The organism is Clostridium algoriphilum (assembly GCF_020443705.1).
Taxonomy (GTDB): domain Bacteria; phylum Bacillota; class Clostridia; order Clostridiales; family Clostridiaceae; genus Clostridium_AD; species Clostridium_AD algoriphilum.
On the sequence record NZ_JAIZZK010000027.1, the window covers coordinates 1 to 19,533 of the forward strand.

Consider the following 19,533-nt stretch of genomic DNA (forward strand, 5'->3'; position numbering starts at 1 on the left):
TCAGCGATATCTATTAGGTAATGCAGCATAAACAAAGCGCCTACCAAATGATAGACGCCTTACTTGAAATCTTTAATTATTTCCACTGTCTACTTGACAGGGGGCAGTTCACTTTATGAACTCCCTTTTATCAATTTTAAACTATTTAGCAATAGAGATTTCTCTGTCATAACCTATAGAAAAATTGGGTTTATTCGACTTTTACATCAAGTTCAAGTTTTAGAAGTTTTGCAACATATTTGGCTGTGCTAGCTTGAAAAGTTAAAGTAATAATGATTGCCATAAATGTAACAGCTGAAATTATTGGTGCGTTATTAATTTTCAAACTAATAATCATTCCGGATAATGCTGCTGGTATAACACCAGTTTCTCTAGTCCACATAAGGTACAATACCTCATTTAGTTTCCATTCAGCCTTTTTATCAAGGATTACTGAAATAAATACGGAAACTGGTCTAGCGACAAATATAAATAATAGAATAACAAATGAAGCATGTATCCAATACTGTCCTAATAACACAAAGTCAATTTGTGTACCTAAAGTAATAAATATCATGATTCTAAGTAAAGAAATAAAAGTATCTTTAAAGTTAACATGTAAATTTAAATTTTCTTTATCCATTTTAAGATTTAAAATTTGCTTATTTCCACAAACCATCCCTACCATAAACGTCGCCATAAATCCACTGAATCCTAAACGTTGTGCTATAACATATGATCCTAAAATGGAGGCAATTACAACTTCAGCAGAATGTCCATGCAAAAAATTGTATTTCTTATCTGAAAGTAATACAGAGATTGCATATCCTACTAATAATCCAACTATGATACCACCACCAGCTGTGATTATAAGTTGGATTACGCTATTACCAAGACTAAAATTTCCTCCTTGAATTATTCCTATTATTGAGAAGGTTATAATAGCACCTGCAGCATCATTAAAAGCTGATTCTGAAATTATTGTTTGTTTTACTTTGTTGCTTATATTTATTTTTTTAAACAATGGGACAAGTACAGAAGGATCTGTTGATGCAATAACTGATCCTAATAATAGTGCAGACATAAAATCTATATTTAGTATTTTATATGCAAAAAAGCCAGTTATGAAAGAGGACACCAAAACACCTACTGTGGCTAGAGTGAATACCGATGTTTTTACCTTATTTAAAACATGTAACTGTACTTCCCTTCCTCCATCATATAAAATATATGCTGCTCCAAATGTAAGTATTAAATGATTTCCAGTAGTAAAGTGATCAAAGTCTAAGATATTAAGAAACGATGGTCCTAAAATTATTCCAGCGACAATAAATAATACGACATCGGGAATAGGAATACTTTTGCTTATTTTCACGCAAACAACACCTGTAAATATTAAAATTGCTAATAGTGTCATTAAGTTTTCTGTTACATTTGCTGCATTTCCACTCATAGTTAAACCTCCTTGATTTGTATTTAGTGTATTCATAACTATAGTTTATCACAATATATAATGATATTTCAATAATTATTGATAGGCATTATCATTGTCATAAAGTTCTGGATTTTAAAACTTGAAAATTTGTAAATTACAACATGTATCTTCGCTATATACATAAATATATATATATTTGTATTAACTGTAAATCTACAACTTAAAGTTTATAAATGTAATATTAAGTGTAATATTAAGTGTAACAATTCATCAATACGAATTTTGCTAATCTTACAAACTGTTTATTGTATAATATCATTGTGAGGACATTACTCTTTTAGAGTTTGCGATTACTACAGAAAAAAATACTAGTGATAATGAGTAATCACTAGTATTTTTGATGGAGATTAGAATAACTTTTTTCTACATATTTAACATCATTTTTATACATTTTGCTAATTGTTGTCCATGCATACCACATACATGAATGCATTGGGCTAATGCTAATCCGAACATTAAAACACCTCTTTAAACTACCTATCTATAATTATAATATAGCCTAAGAATATGTAGATATTATGAAGAAATAAAAATTATTGGGGTATATGCATTATTGTGTATTAAACATAGTAGTGTTTGATAATCAATTATTTAATACACTACTTTACTTACCGTACGAAGTCTGCCTTTAATAGGTTTTTCTTGTAATTCATTAAATACCAACTCACCTTTATTATTTAATATTTCTACAAAGGTAGATACATCAACAATATTAATGATACCTATATCGTCCTTCGTCATGCCTTCAATACTGCAAAGTGTGCCTACGATATCTGCTGCCCTCATCTTTGTTTTCTTACCTGCATTAATATGTAATTTTAGAATCTCTTTGCTGAGCTCTGCGCCTTTTGCTTCTTTAATTTCAGGTTTTGTATCCATTTTATATTCAAATTCTTGTTTAGCATTATCTACGGTTTCTTTTTCTGGGTTTTCCTTTAAAGGAATCTCTTTGCCAATATACTGTTGTATATCATTTAAAAATCTGCTTTCGCGTTGAGTTACAAAAGTGATTGCTCTACCCATTTTGCCTATGCGTCCAGTTCTTCCTATCCTATGAACATAGCTTTCCTTGTCGCAAGGTATGTCATAGTTAATTACAAGCGTAATGTTATCTATGTCTATCCCTCTAGCTGCAACATCCGTAGCTATAAGATATCTGAAATAACCTTTTTTAAAATCATTCATTACCCTTAATCTATCACTTTGTTCCATTCCGCCATGTATTTTCCTGCAAGTATACTCGAGGTCTGCCAGCTCATTATAAACTGAATCCACCTTTAGTTTTGTATTGCAGAAGATTATACAGCTATCAGGGTTTTCTATAGTTGTTAAATCGCTTAAAAGTTCTATTTTATCCTGTTCATTTACGTTATATCTTTCTTGAATAATATTATCTGACGATTTATTTTGTTCCTCTATTTCAATGTATACAGGATCTTTCATGTAATTGTGACACAAAGTATCTATGTCTCTGGGCATTGTTGCTGACAATAACATAGTCACGCGTTCACTGGTTAAACTATTTATTATTATTTCTATCTGATCTACAAATCCCATATTTAGCATTTCATCAGCTTCATCTATTACAAGATACTTTATATTTGATGTATCGAGTGTTCCTTTGTCTAAATGATCTATAATGCGACCAGGGGTACCAACCACTACATGCGTCTTCTGTTGAAGTTCTTTTCTTTGATCGTAAAAAGGAGACTTCCCATAAATTGCAGCTACTTTAAGTCTTTTAAATCTACCTATGTTAAAAATATCTTCTTTAACTTGAATAGCAAGTTCTCTTGTTGGTGTAAGAACTAATGCTTGAGGTTTATTTTCTTCCCAATCTACTAACTGGCAAATAGGGATGGCATAGGCGGCTGTCTTGCCGCTTCCGGTTTGGGACTTTACCACTACATCCTTTTGCGCAAGTACTGCTGGTATAACCTGCTTCTGGACTTTCGTGAAGCCTTTGAAATTCAACAAACTAATTGCTTTTAATAACTCACTGCTTAACTGATAATCGCTAAAGTTTTCTTTTATCATTTGATCATCTCCCAATACATATACTAACCTTTTTATTATATCATACACATGAATGTCAACATAAATAAAACACTGAACAATTATGTTCAGTGTTTTATTAGCGACTATTAATTAAGTTCTACTATGTAACAACTTTGCAACAAAATTTTTTTTAGCTTCTGTTGCTAATACATTCGGTTATTAGAGTTAAAAATTAAGAACTATGTATAGACTAAAGTTTTTCATAAGTGGTTCTTCGACATTTAGGGCATATAGGCAAAGTATTAGAATCTAATTCTAAATGAACTATTTCCCCACAAGTAGAACATTTGTAATCGCCTTTTCCTGGTTTTTGTCCTGAAGTATACATTGTTATCACATCCTTTACATATAAGTATTCAATATTATTTTGTGAAATCCTGCTAGAATACTTTAACTAAATTTAATGTATTTATATAGTTGCGCCAAAGGATGTTTTTGTTAGGATTATTATTAGATATAAGTAAAAAAAAGCTCCACCCTTGTGTTATAACACAAGGGTGAGGCTTATACAAAAAAATAAAAAAACCATTAAATAGTTAAACTATTTAATGGTAAAATACTACTATTAAAGAACAGTAATATTTTCTGCTTGAGGGCCTTTAGGTCCTTTAACTATGTCAAAAGAAACCTTTTGACCTTCATCAAGTGATTTGTAACCATCTGAATTAATTTGAGAGAAATGTGCGAAAACATCTACTCCGTCTTCTCCTGTAATAAAACCAAATCCTTTTTCACCATTAAACCATTTAACTGTACCATTCATATAATGTAAACCTCCGAAATTTTATTTCTTAAACTACTTGTAATAACTACCCAATAAAATTTTGATATCAAAATACTATATTTTAAATGTATTCATTGAAATATATCTGCGCTTCATTATTTACTATTCATTTAAGTCAATTCCTATATTATCACAATATATTATAAAAAGCAAGTTATATCGATTATAATGCTTTAAATATTATTTTTAATGCCCTACTTAGGTATTTGTTAATCCGATATGATATATAATCAACTGGCCGGTCAATACAAAAAGAGGTGGAGACATGGCTAATATAAATACAATCAAATAAAATGAAATGATATACCAATCCATGGATGGATATTTTGATTCCGTAGAGAAAATGGAAGATTACCAGATGTATAGTTTTCAAATCTCTATGCAGGAACAGAAGGAACATATGGCTTTTCAATGGAGTCAGGTATAGATGAGTTATATTTGAATTATGATTTGTATTATTATGAATTTCCAGATATGAAAACTGGGATAATATATACTTTAAGTAAAGTAGAAAAAAATTGTTTATGAGGTGATTATAACTTGCTGCAATAATATAGGAAAATAAATTTCTGAAATTTTATTGAATTTTACATATACTTGTTAAAAAATTACACAATTTTATATTGTTGTATTATTATGATATAATAGAATAATATTCCATGGTAAGTACAGGGGATTTAATTTTTGGGGAAAGCTTTATGTCAAATCAGCGTGCAAATACCCAACCCGTAAACTAGCCTGAGAGGTATAAGGAGGATGAATAATGACCAAATTTAAAAGTCTTAAATCTATTTTTTTAGCATCAGTATTAACAATTGGTGTCTCAACAATTACATCACAAAATGTATTTGCAGCAGCAACAGCTAAAACTTATACTGTGAAAAGTGGGGATTGCTTATCTAGAATAGCGAAAAAGTGTGGACAATCATTAGCTCATTTGAGGAAAGCTAATAATAAATGGAATGATTCCATTTTTCCTGGACAAGTTCTCAAACTTTCAGTAGCAACTAGTTCTACCGTGAAACCGACTTCACAAACTAAGGCGAACTCACTTAAAACTTATACGGTGAAAAGTGGGGATTGCTTATCTTCAATAGCAAAAAAGTGTGGACTATCATTAAATAATTTAAGAAAAGCTAATAACAAATGGAACGATTCCATTTTTTCTGGACAAGTTCTCAAACTCTCAGTAGCAGCTAGTTATACAGTTAAACCAACTACTCAAACGACGAGCAATTCACTTAAAACTTATACGGTGAAAAGTGGAGATAGCTTATCTTTAATAGCGAAAAAGTGTGGACTGTCATTAAATAATTTAAGGAAAGCTAATAATAAATGGAATGATTCTATTTTTCCAGGACAAGTTCTTAAAATTACGGCAACCAGTTCTACTGCTACAAAAAAGTCAACTTCAGTGCATGCCAAACCTGCAATAATAAGATATACAGAAAGTGAATTGAACTTGCTTTCAAGATTAATAACTGCAGAAGCAGGAGGGGAATCTTATAATGCTCAGGTTGCTGTAGGAGCAGTAGTTGTAAATAGAGTTAAGAGCAGCTATTTTCCAAATTCACTTACAGCTGTTATTAAAGAACAAACAAATGGGAGTTATCAATTTAGCCCAGTAAAAAGTGGTAGCATTAATAGACCTGCAAGTGCAATTGCTATGAAGGCTGCATTGGAAGCGCTTAAGGGTAATGACCCAACAAATAATGCATTGTTTTTTTATAATGGCAGTACTCCGCAAAAATTGACTTCACCACAACCAGTTTCCATAATAATTGGAGAACTAACATTTGTACACTTATTAAAAAAATAGTATAGAATATATCTAATGTTTTTTCTGATTGTTTAGTATTTTGTAAGAGAGGTGCAACAAAAGCATAATTCATACATATAGGTATATCAAACGATATATCAGATATTGCTAAATTAGATAGAGAAGGAAAGAGCAACAGTCACTGCTACTAAAAAATAATATAGCAGTACATAATAAGGAATTAAATTGAATGGCACTTGTAGAAACTTTGCAGGTGCTTTTTTAATAGTTTAGTGGAACAGTAATTACTATATATTACATGATTATAAAAAGTTAAATACAAGTAGCATATCTAAGTGTAATCAACTGATTAATTACATATGATTTTACTATTTTATGTTTAATAATTCTAATACTTTTTTTATTGCATATACAATCGCAATTATTCACATTATCCTCTCCAGTTCTATGTTATTATATTCTTAAAAGTATATAATCATCATGTAATCTTCAACTACATTCAACTAAACACCTTTTTTAACTATGACATTAAACATTATACTAATTAAATACGTCATATATGTTATTTCATTTCATCTATTAGCTTAATAAGCAAGCTACTGTTGGATAATGATTATTAGTATCACTGACAGTTTAAAGTATATATTGATTATTTGAATTTTACAAGTGAATATATGGAATTGTTTAGTGAACGGAATAAAGAATAAAAAAAATTAATACCATAATTATACAAACGGGGGGAGGTAAAGCTATGTACCTGTTACTAGTAGATGGATATAAACGGGGAAAAACTATTAGAAAACTAATACAGAAAGAATTAAAAGAAAAATTAAGAAAGGCCAATGTAAATCTGGTTCATTCTAATTGTTTATGGATGAATGTAGATAAAGAAGTATAGGAGGACGATAAGTATAATTATTATGTTTCACAACAAAAGAGCTTGATTTTTTGTATTAATCAACTTATAATTGTACAGTATGTACATGTATGAAAGAAGAATAAAAATTGAAAAATAAAATATAGGTTTAATTAAAATTAATTAATTAAAAGGGAATCAGGTTGAAATCCTGAACTATCTCGTAGCTGTAATAGATGAATTTAAGTACATTATGCCACTTGGAAACGGGGAAGGCGTACTTAAATAATGATTCTTGAGTCAGAAGACCTGCCTGTGTTTTTGCACCGCAAACTCTACGAGTGATAGGGAGGGCTTTATAATGTAAATCTGTTTACGGATTTTATATGATTAAACAGATTTTTAAATCGTTTCCTTTTAACGCTTTAGTTAGAAGGCTTTTTTGTTTTACATAGAATAGTTGGGAATTAAATTAAAAACATATTAATTAGTTATGTTTTATTAAAAAGAGATATACGGAGGTATTATATGCAAGTAATTAAAAGGGATTCGAGAATAAAAAAATTTAAACCAGAGAGAATAGCAACAGCAGCTGGGAAAGCTTATATAGAAGTATATGGAAGAGAAGATAAAGAATTCAATAATCTTGTCTTAAACAAAGTAATTGGCACCCTTGAACAAACGGGAGAAACATTGTTTCCAATAGAAAGAATACAGGATATTATTGTTGATGAAATAAAATTATTAGACAATACAGTAGCACTAGCTTATATAGAATATAGAAATGAGAGAACTTTTGAAAGAGATAAAAAAGGCGAGTTAGATAAAGAAATAGATAATATAATTAATGCAGTGTCAGAGCAGACCAATTCAAACGGCAATCTTGATGGTAGTAAAATTCAAACTATAAGGGCTTTAATTTCAAATGTTGTCGGTAGCAACTATAGCCAAAGACATAAAATACCTAAAAAATATTTAAAGAAACATAAAAAAAGTATATATATACATGATGAGACTTATTTTGGACTACCTCTTTTCAATTGCTGCCTTGTTGATTGGATTAATATGTTTGAAAATGGATTTGACCTAGGTACAACTCTTATAAGAACACCAAATTCCATAGAGACTGCAGTTAATGTATTATCACAAGTAGCAAGCCATATATCTAGTAATACATATGGGGGAACTACATTTCCATCTTTAATAACAGGTCTCACTCCTTATGCAGTTAAAAGTTTAAACAAACATAGAGCAGTAGGTAGGATATGGATTGAAGATAAGATTAAAATAGAGGAATATGCTTGGGATAGGTTAGCTAAAGAAATAGAAGATAGTATGCAATCACTTGAATATGAGGTTCAGACATTAATGACAAGTAGAGCTGAGACCCCATTTTTAACACTCGGAATAAATAATGTAGATTTAAATGCTAGTGATGAAAATCAAAAAATTCAAAAGATGGTAACTGAGGCTATACTAAATCAAAGAATTAAAGGACTAACTGGAGGCGTTACTCCTGTATTTCCTAAACTTGTATATCAGAATACAAAAGGAAATAATCTTAATCCCGGGGATAAATATTACGGCCTATTTAAATTGGCTGTGGTATGTAGTGCACATCGTCAATATCCAGATTATATTAATACCGATAAGGCTATTGAAGTTACTGGTGATTATAAGGAATGTATGGGGTGTAGATCATTCCTCGGAAGCTATTTAGACGAGGAAGGTAATTATAAAACTGCTGGAAGATTTAATTTTGGAGTAATATCAATAAACTTAGTTAGACTTGCAATTGAGGCAAAAGGAAATGAAGATTTATTTTTTAAATCTCTATATGAAGCTTTAGATGATTGTAAGGATTTACTTATGATAAGATATGATATATTAAAGAATGTTAAAGCGAAGCAGGCGCCTATATTATATATGAGTGGAGCAATTGCAAAATTAAATGCAGAAGATACTATAGAGCCATTACTTAATAATGGATATGCTTCGGCGTCGATTGGGTATGTTGGATTACATAATTGTTTAACTGCTTTATATGGCAAAGGGCTTAATGATAAAACAGAAGAAACAGCTAAAAGAGCAACTAAAATCATGAAATACCTCAGAGATTATTGCGATGATAAAAAGGAAGAAACAAAAATAGGATTTAGTTTATATGGATCTCCAGCAGAAACCTTAGCAACTAAATTTTGCGCTGAAGATGTAAAAGATTTTGGAGTTATAGATGGTGTAAATGACAACGGGTATTATGAAAACTCATTTCATTATCCTTCAAACGAATTGATATCACCTTTTGATAAATTAGATTTGGAATCAGAATCATCCTCATTATCGTCTGGTGGAGCAATATCATTTGTAGAACTAGGAGATATGACTAAAAATTTAGTAGCACTAGAAGATATTATAAGATACTCATATGACAAAACTCATTTTTTAGGTATATCTTCAATAAGTGATAAATGTTTAAAGTGTGGATATACAGGAGAAATGTTTACAAAACAGAATAGTGATATAGAGTTTGAATGTCCTATATGTAAAAATGACGATAAAATGTTATTAAGTATAATTAGAAAGCTTTGCGGATACCTAGGGAGCATATTTGAAAGACCAGTGGTTAATGGAAAAATGAAGGAAATTAAGAATAGAAAGAATAATAAAGGCTGTAATTAAGATGAATTATGCAAATATATTCTTTGATGATACTGTAAATGGAATAGGCTTTAGAATATCATTGTTTGTTAGTGGATGTGCGAAGCATCCTCCTTGCATAGGATGCTGGAGTCCTTTAGCGAGGAGCTTTGATTATGGTAAGACTTTTACCAAAGAAACTAAAGATTCTATTATAGAAAGCCTAAAAAAGCCATACATAAAAGGATTATCTATACTAGGAGGAGAACCAATGGATAATTTAGGGGATGGGACTTTGCTAGATTTAGTAAAAACGATTAGTAGAATGTTTCCTGAAAAAACTATATTTTGTTGGAGTGGGTATACTTTTGAAGAACTTATTAAAGACCCTGTTAGATTAGAGTTTCTACAATATATAGATATGTTAAGAGATGGTGAATATATAGAAGAGCTTAAAGACATTACTCAGTATTTAAGTGGTTCAAAAAATCAAAGAATAATAGCAGCTAAGGAAAGCCTCAAACAAAATAAAGTTATTTTTTATATTTAAATTGTTAATATTTTTATTGTTTCAAGACCATACTATCACAAGAGGTGATAGTATGGTCTTGAATTTTGTAATAGGATTAATTATTCCATGGATATTTATTATAATAGCCATGGGTCATTAGAAATAAAGTTTAATTTATACGCTTTAATTTAATGTCATATTTATTCTTATATTTAGCCATCCGAGGATCATTTTTAAAATAACTCTCGTACATACCTTTAGCGACATTTGCAGCATCACTACCATAACCTCCATCAAATATAACTACAGATATTGCAATTTCAGGATTGTTAGCTGGTGCGTAACCTACATACCACCCATAATCTCCTCTGCCCACTTTATTCTGTATATCAGCTGTATTAAATTGTGCAGTACCTGTTTTACCACCTGTAGGTATAGGAAAATCACCAAGTGCTTTAGACGCGGTACCATCTGTATTACCACCTGCACCTGTAACGTTATTCATGCCTTGCATAACTAAATCTCTGGTTTTTGCACTCATATCGGCCTTGTCTAAAACCTTAGGTTTTGTTTTAGATACTAATTTTCCATTAGAATCTTTTATGTTATCAACCATATGAAGTTTGTATCTTGTCCCACCATTCGCAATAGTTGCTATATAATTTGCCATTTGAAGAGGTGTGAAATTGTCCATACCCTGACCAATTGACGCAATATGCATATTGTATGGATAACTTAAATAACTATGTCCTGTCTGTACTGCTTGGAAGTTTACATCGGCTATAATTGCTTGTATATTAGCCTCAGTGAAAATTACTGCTTTATACTTAGGATCAGCCGCAATCAATTGCTTAAATAATTTTTTGTAATTAGACTTTGAAAAAGTTCCTTTTTTTACAGAGTCTTTAATATTATCTTTAATTTCGGTTTTTATCTCTGAAAGTTTTTTTCCATCATAAACAATATCATTATCTCCATCTTTATCGTATAAATCTATCTTTGGAAATATGGAAGTTTTAGATCCAGTACCGCTAGCTCCATTAATTAAATCTTCCTCAACACTTAAAAGATATTGAGATGCAGATAAATTTTTCTGGGATACTGTATTATATACTTGCCCAAAATTTTCATTTATCTCTATACCTGTACCAGGATTTATTGAATTAGGATCGGCACCAAGTCCAAACTGTCGTGCATATTTAGCTAAAATGTCATCTCCATATTTTGATCTTAATAAACCACCCACTTTCATAAAAAATGGGTTACTGGATTTTTCTAATGCACTTACTACGTTTACGACACCAAGAGGACCATCTGTTATGAAATGATCTATAATTCCTCCGCCTATATCAAACTTGCCTTGATCAAGGTATGTGTAATTACCATTTATAACTCCAGTTTCAAGACCTGCAATAGCGGTCATTGGTTTAAAAGTGGAACCTGAAGGAATAAGTGACATAGTTGCATAATTATATAAGTTCTTTGGATAGTAATCAAACTTATCCTTTCTAATTGTGGTATTTCCCTTTATACTTGTGTCTATTGGGAACATATAGTTAATTAAACTTTGTGGTTTTCCCTGAGCTTTTGCCATCTTCTCATAATCTGGATTAAAATATTTTTTTGATTGAGTTTCCGTTAGACCTTGCGCCGTAGAAAAATCATTAGGATTGTAACCTGGCATGCTAGCAAGTGCTAGTATGCCACCAGTGTCGACATCTATGGCTACGGCTGCCCCTCTTGTAGCGTTTGATACATTTAAGCCATTAACAGTTCCTTTATTTTGTAATGTCTTCATCTCACTATTCAAAGCCTTTTCCGTGCTGTACTGTAAATTTGCATCTGTTGTAAGCTGTATATTTTTTCCGGGTGTTGTCTTCGTGCTAGATGATTCATTCTTCACCCTACTTTGATTATCACCCTGCACATCTTCTCCTCCGTTATCTCCTTTGAGAGAACTTTCCATTGCAGCTTCAATCCCAGAACTTCCAACATAATCTGCACTTGTGTCATAACCTTTTGCTGAATATTTTGCCTGATCAGAAGAGTTTATTTTGCTTATATATCCCAAAATCGATGAACCAAGCTTTCCATAGGGATATTGCCTCATAGGCTCGTTTGCTACTTTTATTCCGGGCAATACTGAGAGACTTTGCTCGAAAATAAGTGATGTATTTTTCTTTATATTAGTTGCTATATTAGTTGGTTTATCTTTAGAAAAACCATTCATTTTAACAGCGTCTTCTACAACTAAATATCTTCTTAATACATTCGGTGTTTGTTTAATGTGTAAACTTGATACTCCTTTTATTACACCATATTCATTAAGAAGTTCTTTGTATACATGCTCTGGCGTTAATTTTAAAAGTTCATTATTAAGCGTCGTAGTTTCATATGAGGTTAAATCTGTTTCTTCTTTATTTTTAAATTTCCCTTTCAATATATTATCTTGGAATCCTCTATCTTTTAAAAATCTTAACTGCATGATTTGTATTTCCTTAGGATCACTTGAACTAAATTCAAATCTGTATGGTTCAATCTTTAAAGGAAAACTATCTGTTTGAACTTCTCCATTTCCATCCAAAATGCTAAATACTTTTTGTAGTGTAGGAAATATCGGTGTACCAGCCTTAGCGGTGTATGTAAGATTATAGCCTGGTACTTCAGTTGCAAGTTCTATCCCATTTTTATCTGTTATAAGGCCTCTTGGTGCCTCTACTGTTATATCTTTATGAGCATTAGCGTTTGCTTTATCCTTGTAATGTTGTCCATTTATGACTTGCAAATAATATAACTTTACACCTATTATTGAAAATACAGTTATCATAATTACTACTAGGCCAGTATACCTATTAAGTTTATTTTTTTTGTCCATTGTATCACCACTTTAAACTTTCGCTTTTTATTTTATATATAATAAAACCCTTTTGATATCCAGGTAACACTCCTAAATAAAACAGAGAAAATCATTAAGTCTCCACTATTCCTTTAAACATAATGTTTAAAGGAATAGGGAGACTTAATGTAAGTTATATGCTTCTTATGCATTGTATCGCATTTGAGCACAATTTATTTAGATTTATTTGCAGATTTCTCAGCAATTCTTTCTTTATATTCTTTATCGTGAGTCTCTTGTATCACTTTTTTTAGCGCTTCATTCTTTGCACACTTCTCATCTTGTTCCATCTTTTCTAGAGCTTCTTGTGTAAGTATTTCTTTATTATTACTCATATTATATAATTCCCCCTGATAGTTTCTTGCATTATTAACCATTATCTTAAATTAGTAATCCATTCATTAATTAATTAGAGTTATATTTTCTTTGTTCATAGTAATATAAATCTATTATTAGTTCACCACAGATTTATTAGTAAATAATAGGCCAATGGCTTTCAAGAAAAGCCAGATTAATTTTTGACAGTGTGTACTACTTAAATTATCATAAATCTAACAGTCTTACAATGGTGGAATATGTATTTTTATATTTCAAAGCATTTTTAAACAGCATCATATATAAGCATTAGCCGGCGCATTTGAATGTGTGATTAATGATCTATCTCAATAATATCATACTATTAATAAATATTTAGAAAAATTGATTCAAATCAATTCTTTATTTTTTAATACTAATTATAATAAGGTAATAACATAATTGCCTCAAGCATTATAAGAAATATCGTGAGTAACATATGTTACGGACAATATAATTGGTAAATAGTATACTGATTTTATCAGAAGTATAAAGATTTTGGAAGAGTATAGGAGAAATTATAGGAGAGACTATAAAGTAGTAAGTAATAATTACGCCATATAGGAATAGGTGTAAGGGCAAATAAAACCTACCAGTTTACACATTTATTCTAAAATAGGGTTGTATCAAAAGGTACAACCCTATTTTATATGTTAAATGTCTGAAAGCTTTTTCAAATGCTTTTCAGAGATTTCGTTTATCTTGTCCACTCGTAATTTATATTTAGGAGTATTAACAAGATACTCTGTAGTTAACCATGTCTTCACAATTTCAAGTGCTATCCCTGAACCAATTATTTTTCCACCTATACAAAGAATATTTGTATTAGAATGTGAACGTGCTAATTTTGCACAGAATGGATCCTGACAAACAGCGGCATATAAACCATATATTTTATTAGCAATTAAAGCACTTCCATACCCAACTCCGTCAATAAAAATTCCTCTATCAGCTTTTCCTTCTGCAACAGCTAAGGCTGCAGGATAAATAAAATCTGATAAATCACAAGATTCTTCACTATGGGTTCCATAATCTTGAACTTCATATCCTTCTGCTTCTAAAAACACCTTTACCTCTTTTTTTAAAGAAAATCCAGCATGATCACTTGCAATAGCAATTTTCATTTTATGTAACCTCCATATTGTTTTTTAGTTTTATTATATTAATATTAACACTTGTAAACTTCAAAAGTAAAGTAAGGGTGATTAACACTCATAATTAAACTTTTGCAAAGTATGTAGCTTGCTTGATTTTAATTATCGTTTAAAATTACCCCATTATTAGAGTCTACTGTCACAACGGAGCCTGATTTTAATATATTCATTGCGTCTTTAGCACCTATAATAACTGGAATATCTAAAGAGGATATAAAGGTATTTACATGGCTGTCAATTACAGTTCCTTCAACTACTATTGCTGAAGCATTTTTCAAATGAGGCCTCATATCATTATCTATATGAGGTAGGACTAGAATATTTCCATTTTTAAAGTTTTCATTTATTTGATCTGCGGAAGATGCAACGCAAATTTCACCGGACACTTTTCCTTTAGAGAGTCCAACGCCTTTTACAAGAATATTACCTACTGTTTGAACTTTTAATAGATTGGTTGTTCCAGCTATGCCTACTGGACCTCCAGCTGTTATTACAATGATATCTCCTTGTTTAACTAATTTAATGTCTAAAGCTTTTTTAACTCCAATCTCAAACATTTCTTCAACGTTTGTTGCTGCTCCAACTAGTAATGGAATTACACCCCAGGAGATAGATAGCTGTCTTTGAACTCTTGGATTTGATGTAGTTGCTATTATGGGACAGGATGCCCTAAACCTAGAAATCATTCTAGCGGTTTGTCCAGATTGAGTCGCAGAAATTATTGCGACTGCCTTTAATTGTAAAGCAATTGTACAAGTTGCATAACTTATAGCATTTGTAATATTCTCCATAGTGTCAAATTGAATTGCAGTTAGCTTACTTCCATAATCGATAGACTCGTCTGCCATTTGAGCAATCCTAACCATAGTCTTTACGCTTTCAATAGGATATTTACCCATAGCACTTTCTCCTGAAAGCATAATTGCACTAGTACCATCATATACAGCATTTGCTACATCACTAGATTCGGCTCTAGTTGGTCTTGGATTTTTAATCATCGAATCTAGCATTTGAGTTGCGGTTATTACTGGTTTACCATTTTCATAGCATTTTTTGATTATCATCTTTTGTACAATTGGAACCTCCTCTGTAGGTATTTCTACACCTAAATCTCCTCTGGCAACCATGATGCCATCTGAAACCTTTAATATTTCATCAAAATTACTTACGCCTTCTCTATTCTCAATCTTTGAAATAATCCTTAAATCCTGTCCACCATATTTATTTAATATCTCTCTTACTTCAATTACATTTGAAGCCTTTCTTACAAATGAACAAGCTATAAAATCAAATCCGTTTTCTATGGCAAACTTTATATCTTCAATATCCTGATTTGTTATTGCAGGCAAATGGGTATCTGTTTCAGGAATATTTACTCCCTTGTTATTACTTACGGTTCCACCATTTAATATAATGCAATGGATGTCCTTGCCAATCACCTTTTGTACTTTTATTGCTACAAGTCCGTCATTTATTAATATTGTTGTACCAACCTTAACATCTTTATATAGTTCCTTATGGGAAATAGTTGATTTTTCGTCAGTTCCTAATATATTTTCATTTACAAGTACAAATGCATTATTCTCTTTTAATGTTACTTCACCTTTTTTAAATTTACCTAATCTAATTTCAGGCCCTTTAGTATCAAGCAATAATGGGACTGGAACGTTTAATTTTTCTCTGATTTCCTTTACTCTATCTACTCTTAATTTTTGTTCTGCGTGAGTGCCATGAGAAAAATTTAATCTTGCTACATCCATACCTCCTAGTATTAATTGTTCTAATAAATTATCATCATCTACAGCAGGTCCTAAGGTACATATTATTTTAGTCATTCTCATTGTTTATTATCTCCTCTCATTTGGGTATAAACACATAGCCATCAATCTAAGCAATATTAAATATAGTATGTCATTATCAAATACTGTATTTTCATGTCTATGTAACAAAGATAAGTAGTTTAAGAAGGCTTAATTTCTAAAAGTTTCATTTTTATTTACTCTAGATTATTATATCATTTTTTCATTTTAATAGTCTTAGATCTAAAATTACTCTTGGCAAAAAAACTCAGTGGGTTTTATAATGAATGTAACTTTTGTACTTATATAGTTATCTACTTATGGTACAATTAAGCATGGAGTTAGTAGAAGGTTAAGGTAATACATCCCGGCATTTGAGGGATGGTAAAAAATATAATCGTATTATTATAATATACAGAAATTAATACAATAATATGGAGAGGAAGAGTCCATTGAATTATAATTATTATGGATTTGGTATATAGTTTTATAATCAATGGAATAGTAAGACTTGTTAGTATGATAAAATTGATTAACATAATCCAAAATAAAGAGTTGAAAAATGGAAACAGGGATTTATATAAATAAAACAAAGATAGTGTTTACACTATCCTTATTATAATGGAGGAATTATTATGAAAATGAATGAATTACCTAAATATTTTAAAGAAATTGATAATGTACTATGGTTTGAGGAAGTTGAAGTTGAAAAAAAGAATTTAAAAATTAGTTATAAAGTTAATAAATGTTTTTCATATTCTAAATCTCCATATCAAGAGGTAGCTTTAATTGATACTGATGCATTTGGTCCATGCCTTGTGCTCGATGGTGTTATGCAAACTACTTCTGCAGATGGTTTTATATATAATGAAATGATTACGCATATTCCAGTACTTACTCATAAATGTCCAAAAAATGTTTTGGTAATCGGTGGAGGAGACTGTGGAGCGGTGCGAGAACTATCAAAGTATGATGAACTTGAAACAATTGATATGGTAGAGCTTGACGAGTTAGTGACAAGGGAGTGCATAAAATTTCTTCCGGAAATAAGTGGAGGTTCTGAATTTGATAAAAGGATCAATTTTAAATTTGGAGATGGAGTTGAATATGTAAAGAAAACTGATATTAAATATGATGTAGTAATGGTCGATTCACCAGATCCCGAGGGCCCTGCAAAGGATTTGTTTGGAGAAGAGTTTTATAAGAATGTAAAAAGAACATTAAAAACTGATGGAGTAATGGTATGCCAAAGTGAGTCTCCAATGATTCATCGTAATATAATTGAGAACACAAGAAGGATTTTAAAGAATAACTTTAAGATTGTAAAAACATATATAGCAGTTGTTCCGACTTATCCAGGTGGATTATGGAGTTTCACAATGGCTTCAGATGTTTATGATCCTAGCGATATGGATGTAAATAGATTGCCTATTGATACTCGTTATCTAACAAAGAAGATTGCAAAGGGTTGCTTTGAACTTCCAAATTTCATAAATGACTTAAAATAGATTTCAGTTTTTGTTATAGATTACGTGGTAAGGCTTTTGAGTATGTGTGTTTGTGCTTATATAGTATTGTTTGTTTATTATAATAAATCAAAGAAAACTGATAAAGGGGGAGTTCACTTTGTGAACTTCCCTTCACATTTGGATCACCATTTCGGTTAATCGTAATAAAATTTATAGAAGGAATAATGATAATAATTACTTGTTTTTGGTTAATATATACATTTAACTTTAAGTTCATTCTGAAACATAAAATTAGATATTCAGTGTACATACAGTCAAATAATACAAAAATAATATATAATTAATACAAAAATATTATGTATTATTATAAATCGCATTTAAGAAATTAGATAAAGGATTAAATTTATATAAATGTAATACAAAATTAATATTAAAACATTACATATGAATTGAAATAATATTATATTTATGCTAGAATTATATTATAAATATAAAAATAATTTGATGGGGGTTAAAAAAATGAGCGAAATAATTATGAAAATAGGAAACGATAATGGTAATTCAGAACATGATATAAAAATAAACGGTAAGCTAATAAGTAGACCTAATGTTTATGCCAAGGTAAGAAAGTTACCTAATTTTGATGAAGTCAATAAGGATTATGTACTGCAAAACATTGAAGATAACCTAATTGTTACATGTGAAGATCCAAGTGGTATTTATTATCTAGGGAATTATGCGTTAACCTCGGGTAAAACAGTTAGAAGTATAGAAATTGGAATTGATAATAATAAAGTTGAGAATGATATAATACTTGTTAATACATTGGCAGAAATTGCTGGATATGCAGCAGTAGAATATTTTAATCTGGTTGGAAATTTTGAGGATATTATAAGGACTAAAGTTGATATGACAACTTCATTGCCAGTATCATATTATTCACATAAAAAAGCTTTAGATTTTTCAAATAAATTTTTAGCGAAAAAACATATAGTAACTGTTCATATTGGAAATAGCAATGCTAGAGTTGAAATTGAATTTACTTATGTAAAAACAATTCCTGAAGGAGTTACGGCAACATTTGCATTAAATGTAGCGCCTAAAGAAATGTTTGAAGAACACAATGAGAAATATACTGATGATTTAAATAAAGAATTCTTTACTAATGCTAAAGTGCTTCATGTTGCTATTGGTGAGGGAACTACAGAATATCCAATAACTACAGGAATTGAATTTAATCCTGAATTTATTCAAGGTACTAATAATGGGGTTGGTCATGCAATAGATAAAGCTTTAGAAGAATTCAAAACAGCAAAGGGATTATCTAAATTTACTAGACAAGATTATTCAGAGGTTATTAAAAATAAAAATCACAAATTTCATGAATTTGCGGTAGAATTAGTAGAACAATACGTTGAAGAACAGGCAGAAGAAATATTACTTCATGCTAAACAAGAAATTCAAAAAGCTAATAATGATATTGATGTTGTATGTGTATATGGTGGAGGTTCTATTTTAATGAGAAAATCACTTGAAGAAAATCTGAAAATATTTTGTGATAGAGCTCAAATCAAATTGTTTTATGTGCCAGAGCAATATGCTATAAACTTAGAGTGTGAAGGCTTATATAATTTTACTAACAGTAAAATATTTTCTGTTTTAAAAGATAAATATATAGGGAGTAAATAAAGTAATTATAATAAGATAAAATCCTATATAGGGGAGGTTTTACCCTATATTTTAATGTTACATAAAATATTG

Annotated in this window: 15 protein-coding genes and 1 riboswitch; of the genes, 7 read left to right on the plus strand and 8 right to left on the minus strand. The window is 30.4% G+C overall.

All coding sequences use genetic code 11. From position 1 onward, the window contains the following. Positions 1-190: 190 nt before the first annotated feature. The 4 genes from LGK95_RS16735 to LGK95_RS16750 all read right to left on the minus strand — a co-directional run bounded on the left by LGK95_RS16735 (position 191) and on the right by LGK95_RS16750 (position 4,295). Positions 191-1,432 (minus strand): cation:proton antiporter, encoded by a 1,242-nt coding sequence (locus LGK95_RS16735; RefSeq protein WP_226125951.1) that lies wholly within the window; start codon positions 1,430-1,432, stop codon positions 191-193. A 633-nt stretch (positions 1,433-2,065) separates the two neighbouring features. Then, complete coding sequence (locus LGK95_RS16740) at positions 2,066-3,511, minus strand: DEAD/DEAH box helicase (RefSeq protein WP_226125958.1); 1,446 nt, start codon at positions 3,509-3,511, stop codon at positions 2,066-2,068. Between the two features lie 211 nt (positions 3,512-3,722). Continuing rightward, a complete protein-coding gene (locus LGK95_RS16745) occupies positions 3,723-3,860 on the minus strand; it encodes a zinc ribbon-containing protein (protein WP_226125960.1) in 138 nt (45 codons plus the stop codon). A 237-nt stretch (positions 3,861-4,097) separates the two neighbouring features. Beyond that, the gene (locus tag LGK95_RS16750) at positions 4,098-4,295 is read right to left on the minus strand and encodes a cold shock domain-containing protein (RefSeq protein ID WP_071611355.1); all 198 of its coding nucleotides are present in this window, start codon (positions 4,293-4,295) and stop codon (positions 4,098-4,100) included. Between the two features lie 319 nt (positions 4,296-4,614). On the opposite strand from LGK95_RS16750, the gene LGK95_RS22490 reads away from it, so the two are divergent. From LGK95_RS22490 to nrdG, 5 genes are all read left to right on the plus strand, one after another. Beyond that, positions 4,615-4,743, plus strand: coding sequence for a hypothetical protein (locus LGK95_RS22490; protein WP_264174591.1), 129 nt, complete (start codon positions 4,615-4,617; stop codon positions 4,741-4,743). A gap of 336 nt (positions 4,744-5,079) precedes the next feature. After that, complete coding sequence (locus LGK95_RS16755) at positions 5,080-6,135, plus strand: LysM peptidoglycan-binding domain-containing protein (RefSeq protein WP_226125961.1); 1,056 nt, start codon at positions 5,080-5,082, stop codon at positions 6,133-6,135. Between the two features lie 712 nt (positions 6,136-6,847). Further along, complete coding sequence (locus tag LGK95_RS16760; RefSeq protein ID WP_226125965.1) at positions 6,848-6,994, plus strand: hypothetical protein; 147 nt, start codon at positions 6,848-6,850, stop codon at positions 6,992-6,994. Between the two features lie 106 nt (positions 6,995-7,100). Beyond that, positions 7,101-7,283: riboswitch (cobalamin riboswitch) on the plus strand. A gap of 197 nt (positions 7,284-7,480) precedes the next feature. Further along, on the plus strand, positions 7,481-9,631 hold the full coding sequence (gene nrdD, locus LGK95_RS16765) for an anaerobic ribonucleoside-triphosphate reductase (RefSeq protein ID WP_226125966.1): 2,151 nt from the start codon (positions 7,481-7,483) through the stop codon (positions 9,629-9,631). A gap of 1 nt (position 9,632) precedes the next feature. Then, positions 9,633-10,139 (plus strand): anaerobic ribonucleoside-triphosphate reductase activating protein, encoded by a 507-nt coding sequence (nrdG, locus tag LGK95_RS16770; RefSeq protein ID WP_226125967.1) that lies wholly within the window; start codon positions 9,633-9,635, stop codon positions 10,137-10,139. Between the two features lie 130 nt (positions 10,140-10,269). On the opposite strand, the gene LGK95_RS16775 is transcribed toward nrdG, so the two are convergent. The 4 genes from LGK95_RS16775 to pyk all read right to left on the minus strand — a co-directional run bounded on the left by LGK95_RS16775 (position 10,270) and on the right by pyk (position 16,345). Then, positions 10,270-12,975, minus strand: coding sequence for a peptidoglycan D,D-transpeptidase FtsI family protein (locus LGK95_RS16775; RefSeq protein WP_226125969.1), 2,706 nt, complete (start codon positions 12,973-12,975; stop codon positions 10,270-10,272). A 194-nt stretch (positions 12,976-13,169) separates the two neighbouring features. Beyond that, positions 13,170-13,331, minus strand: a complete 162-nt coding sequence (locus tag LGK95_RS16780; RefSeq protein WP_226125970.1) for a hypothetical protein — start codon at positions 13,329-13,331, stop codon at positions 13,170-13,172. A 672-nt stretch (positions 13,332-14,003) separates the two neighbouring features. Continuing rightward, positions 14,004-14,474, minus strand: coding sequence for a ribose 5-phosphate isomerase B (rpiB, locus tag LGK95_RS16785; protein WP_226125971.1), 471 nt, complete (start codon positions 14,472-14,474; stop codon positions 14,004-14,006). A gap of 128 nt (positions 14,475-14,602) precedes the next feature. Continuing rightward, positions 14,603-16,345, minus strand: a complete 1,743-nt coding sequence (pyk, locus tag LGK95_RS16790; protein ID WP_226125973.1) for a pyruvate kinase — start codon at positions 16,343-16,345, stop codon at positions 14,603-14,605. 593 nt (positions 16,346-16,938) lie between these two features. On the opposite strand from pyk, the gene speE reads away from it, so the two are divergent. Next, positions 16,939-17,811, plus strand: a complete 873-nt coding sequence (gene speE, locus LGK95_RS16795) for a polyamine aminopropyltransferase (protein ID WP_226125975.1) — start codon at positions 16,939-16,941, stop codon at positions 17,809-17,811. Between the two features lie 480 nt (positions 17,812-18,291). Further along, a complete protein-coding gene (locus LGK95_RS16800) occupies positions 18,292-19,461 on the plus strand; it encodes a ParM/StbA family protein (protein WP_226125976.1) in 1,170 nt (389 codons plus the stop codon). Positions 19,462-19,533: the final 72 nt, after the last annotated feature.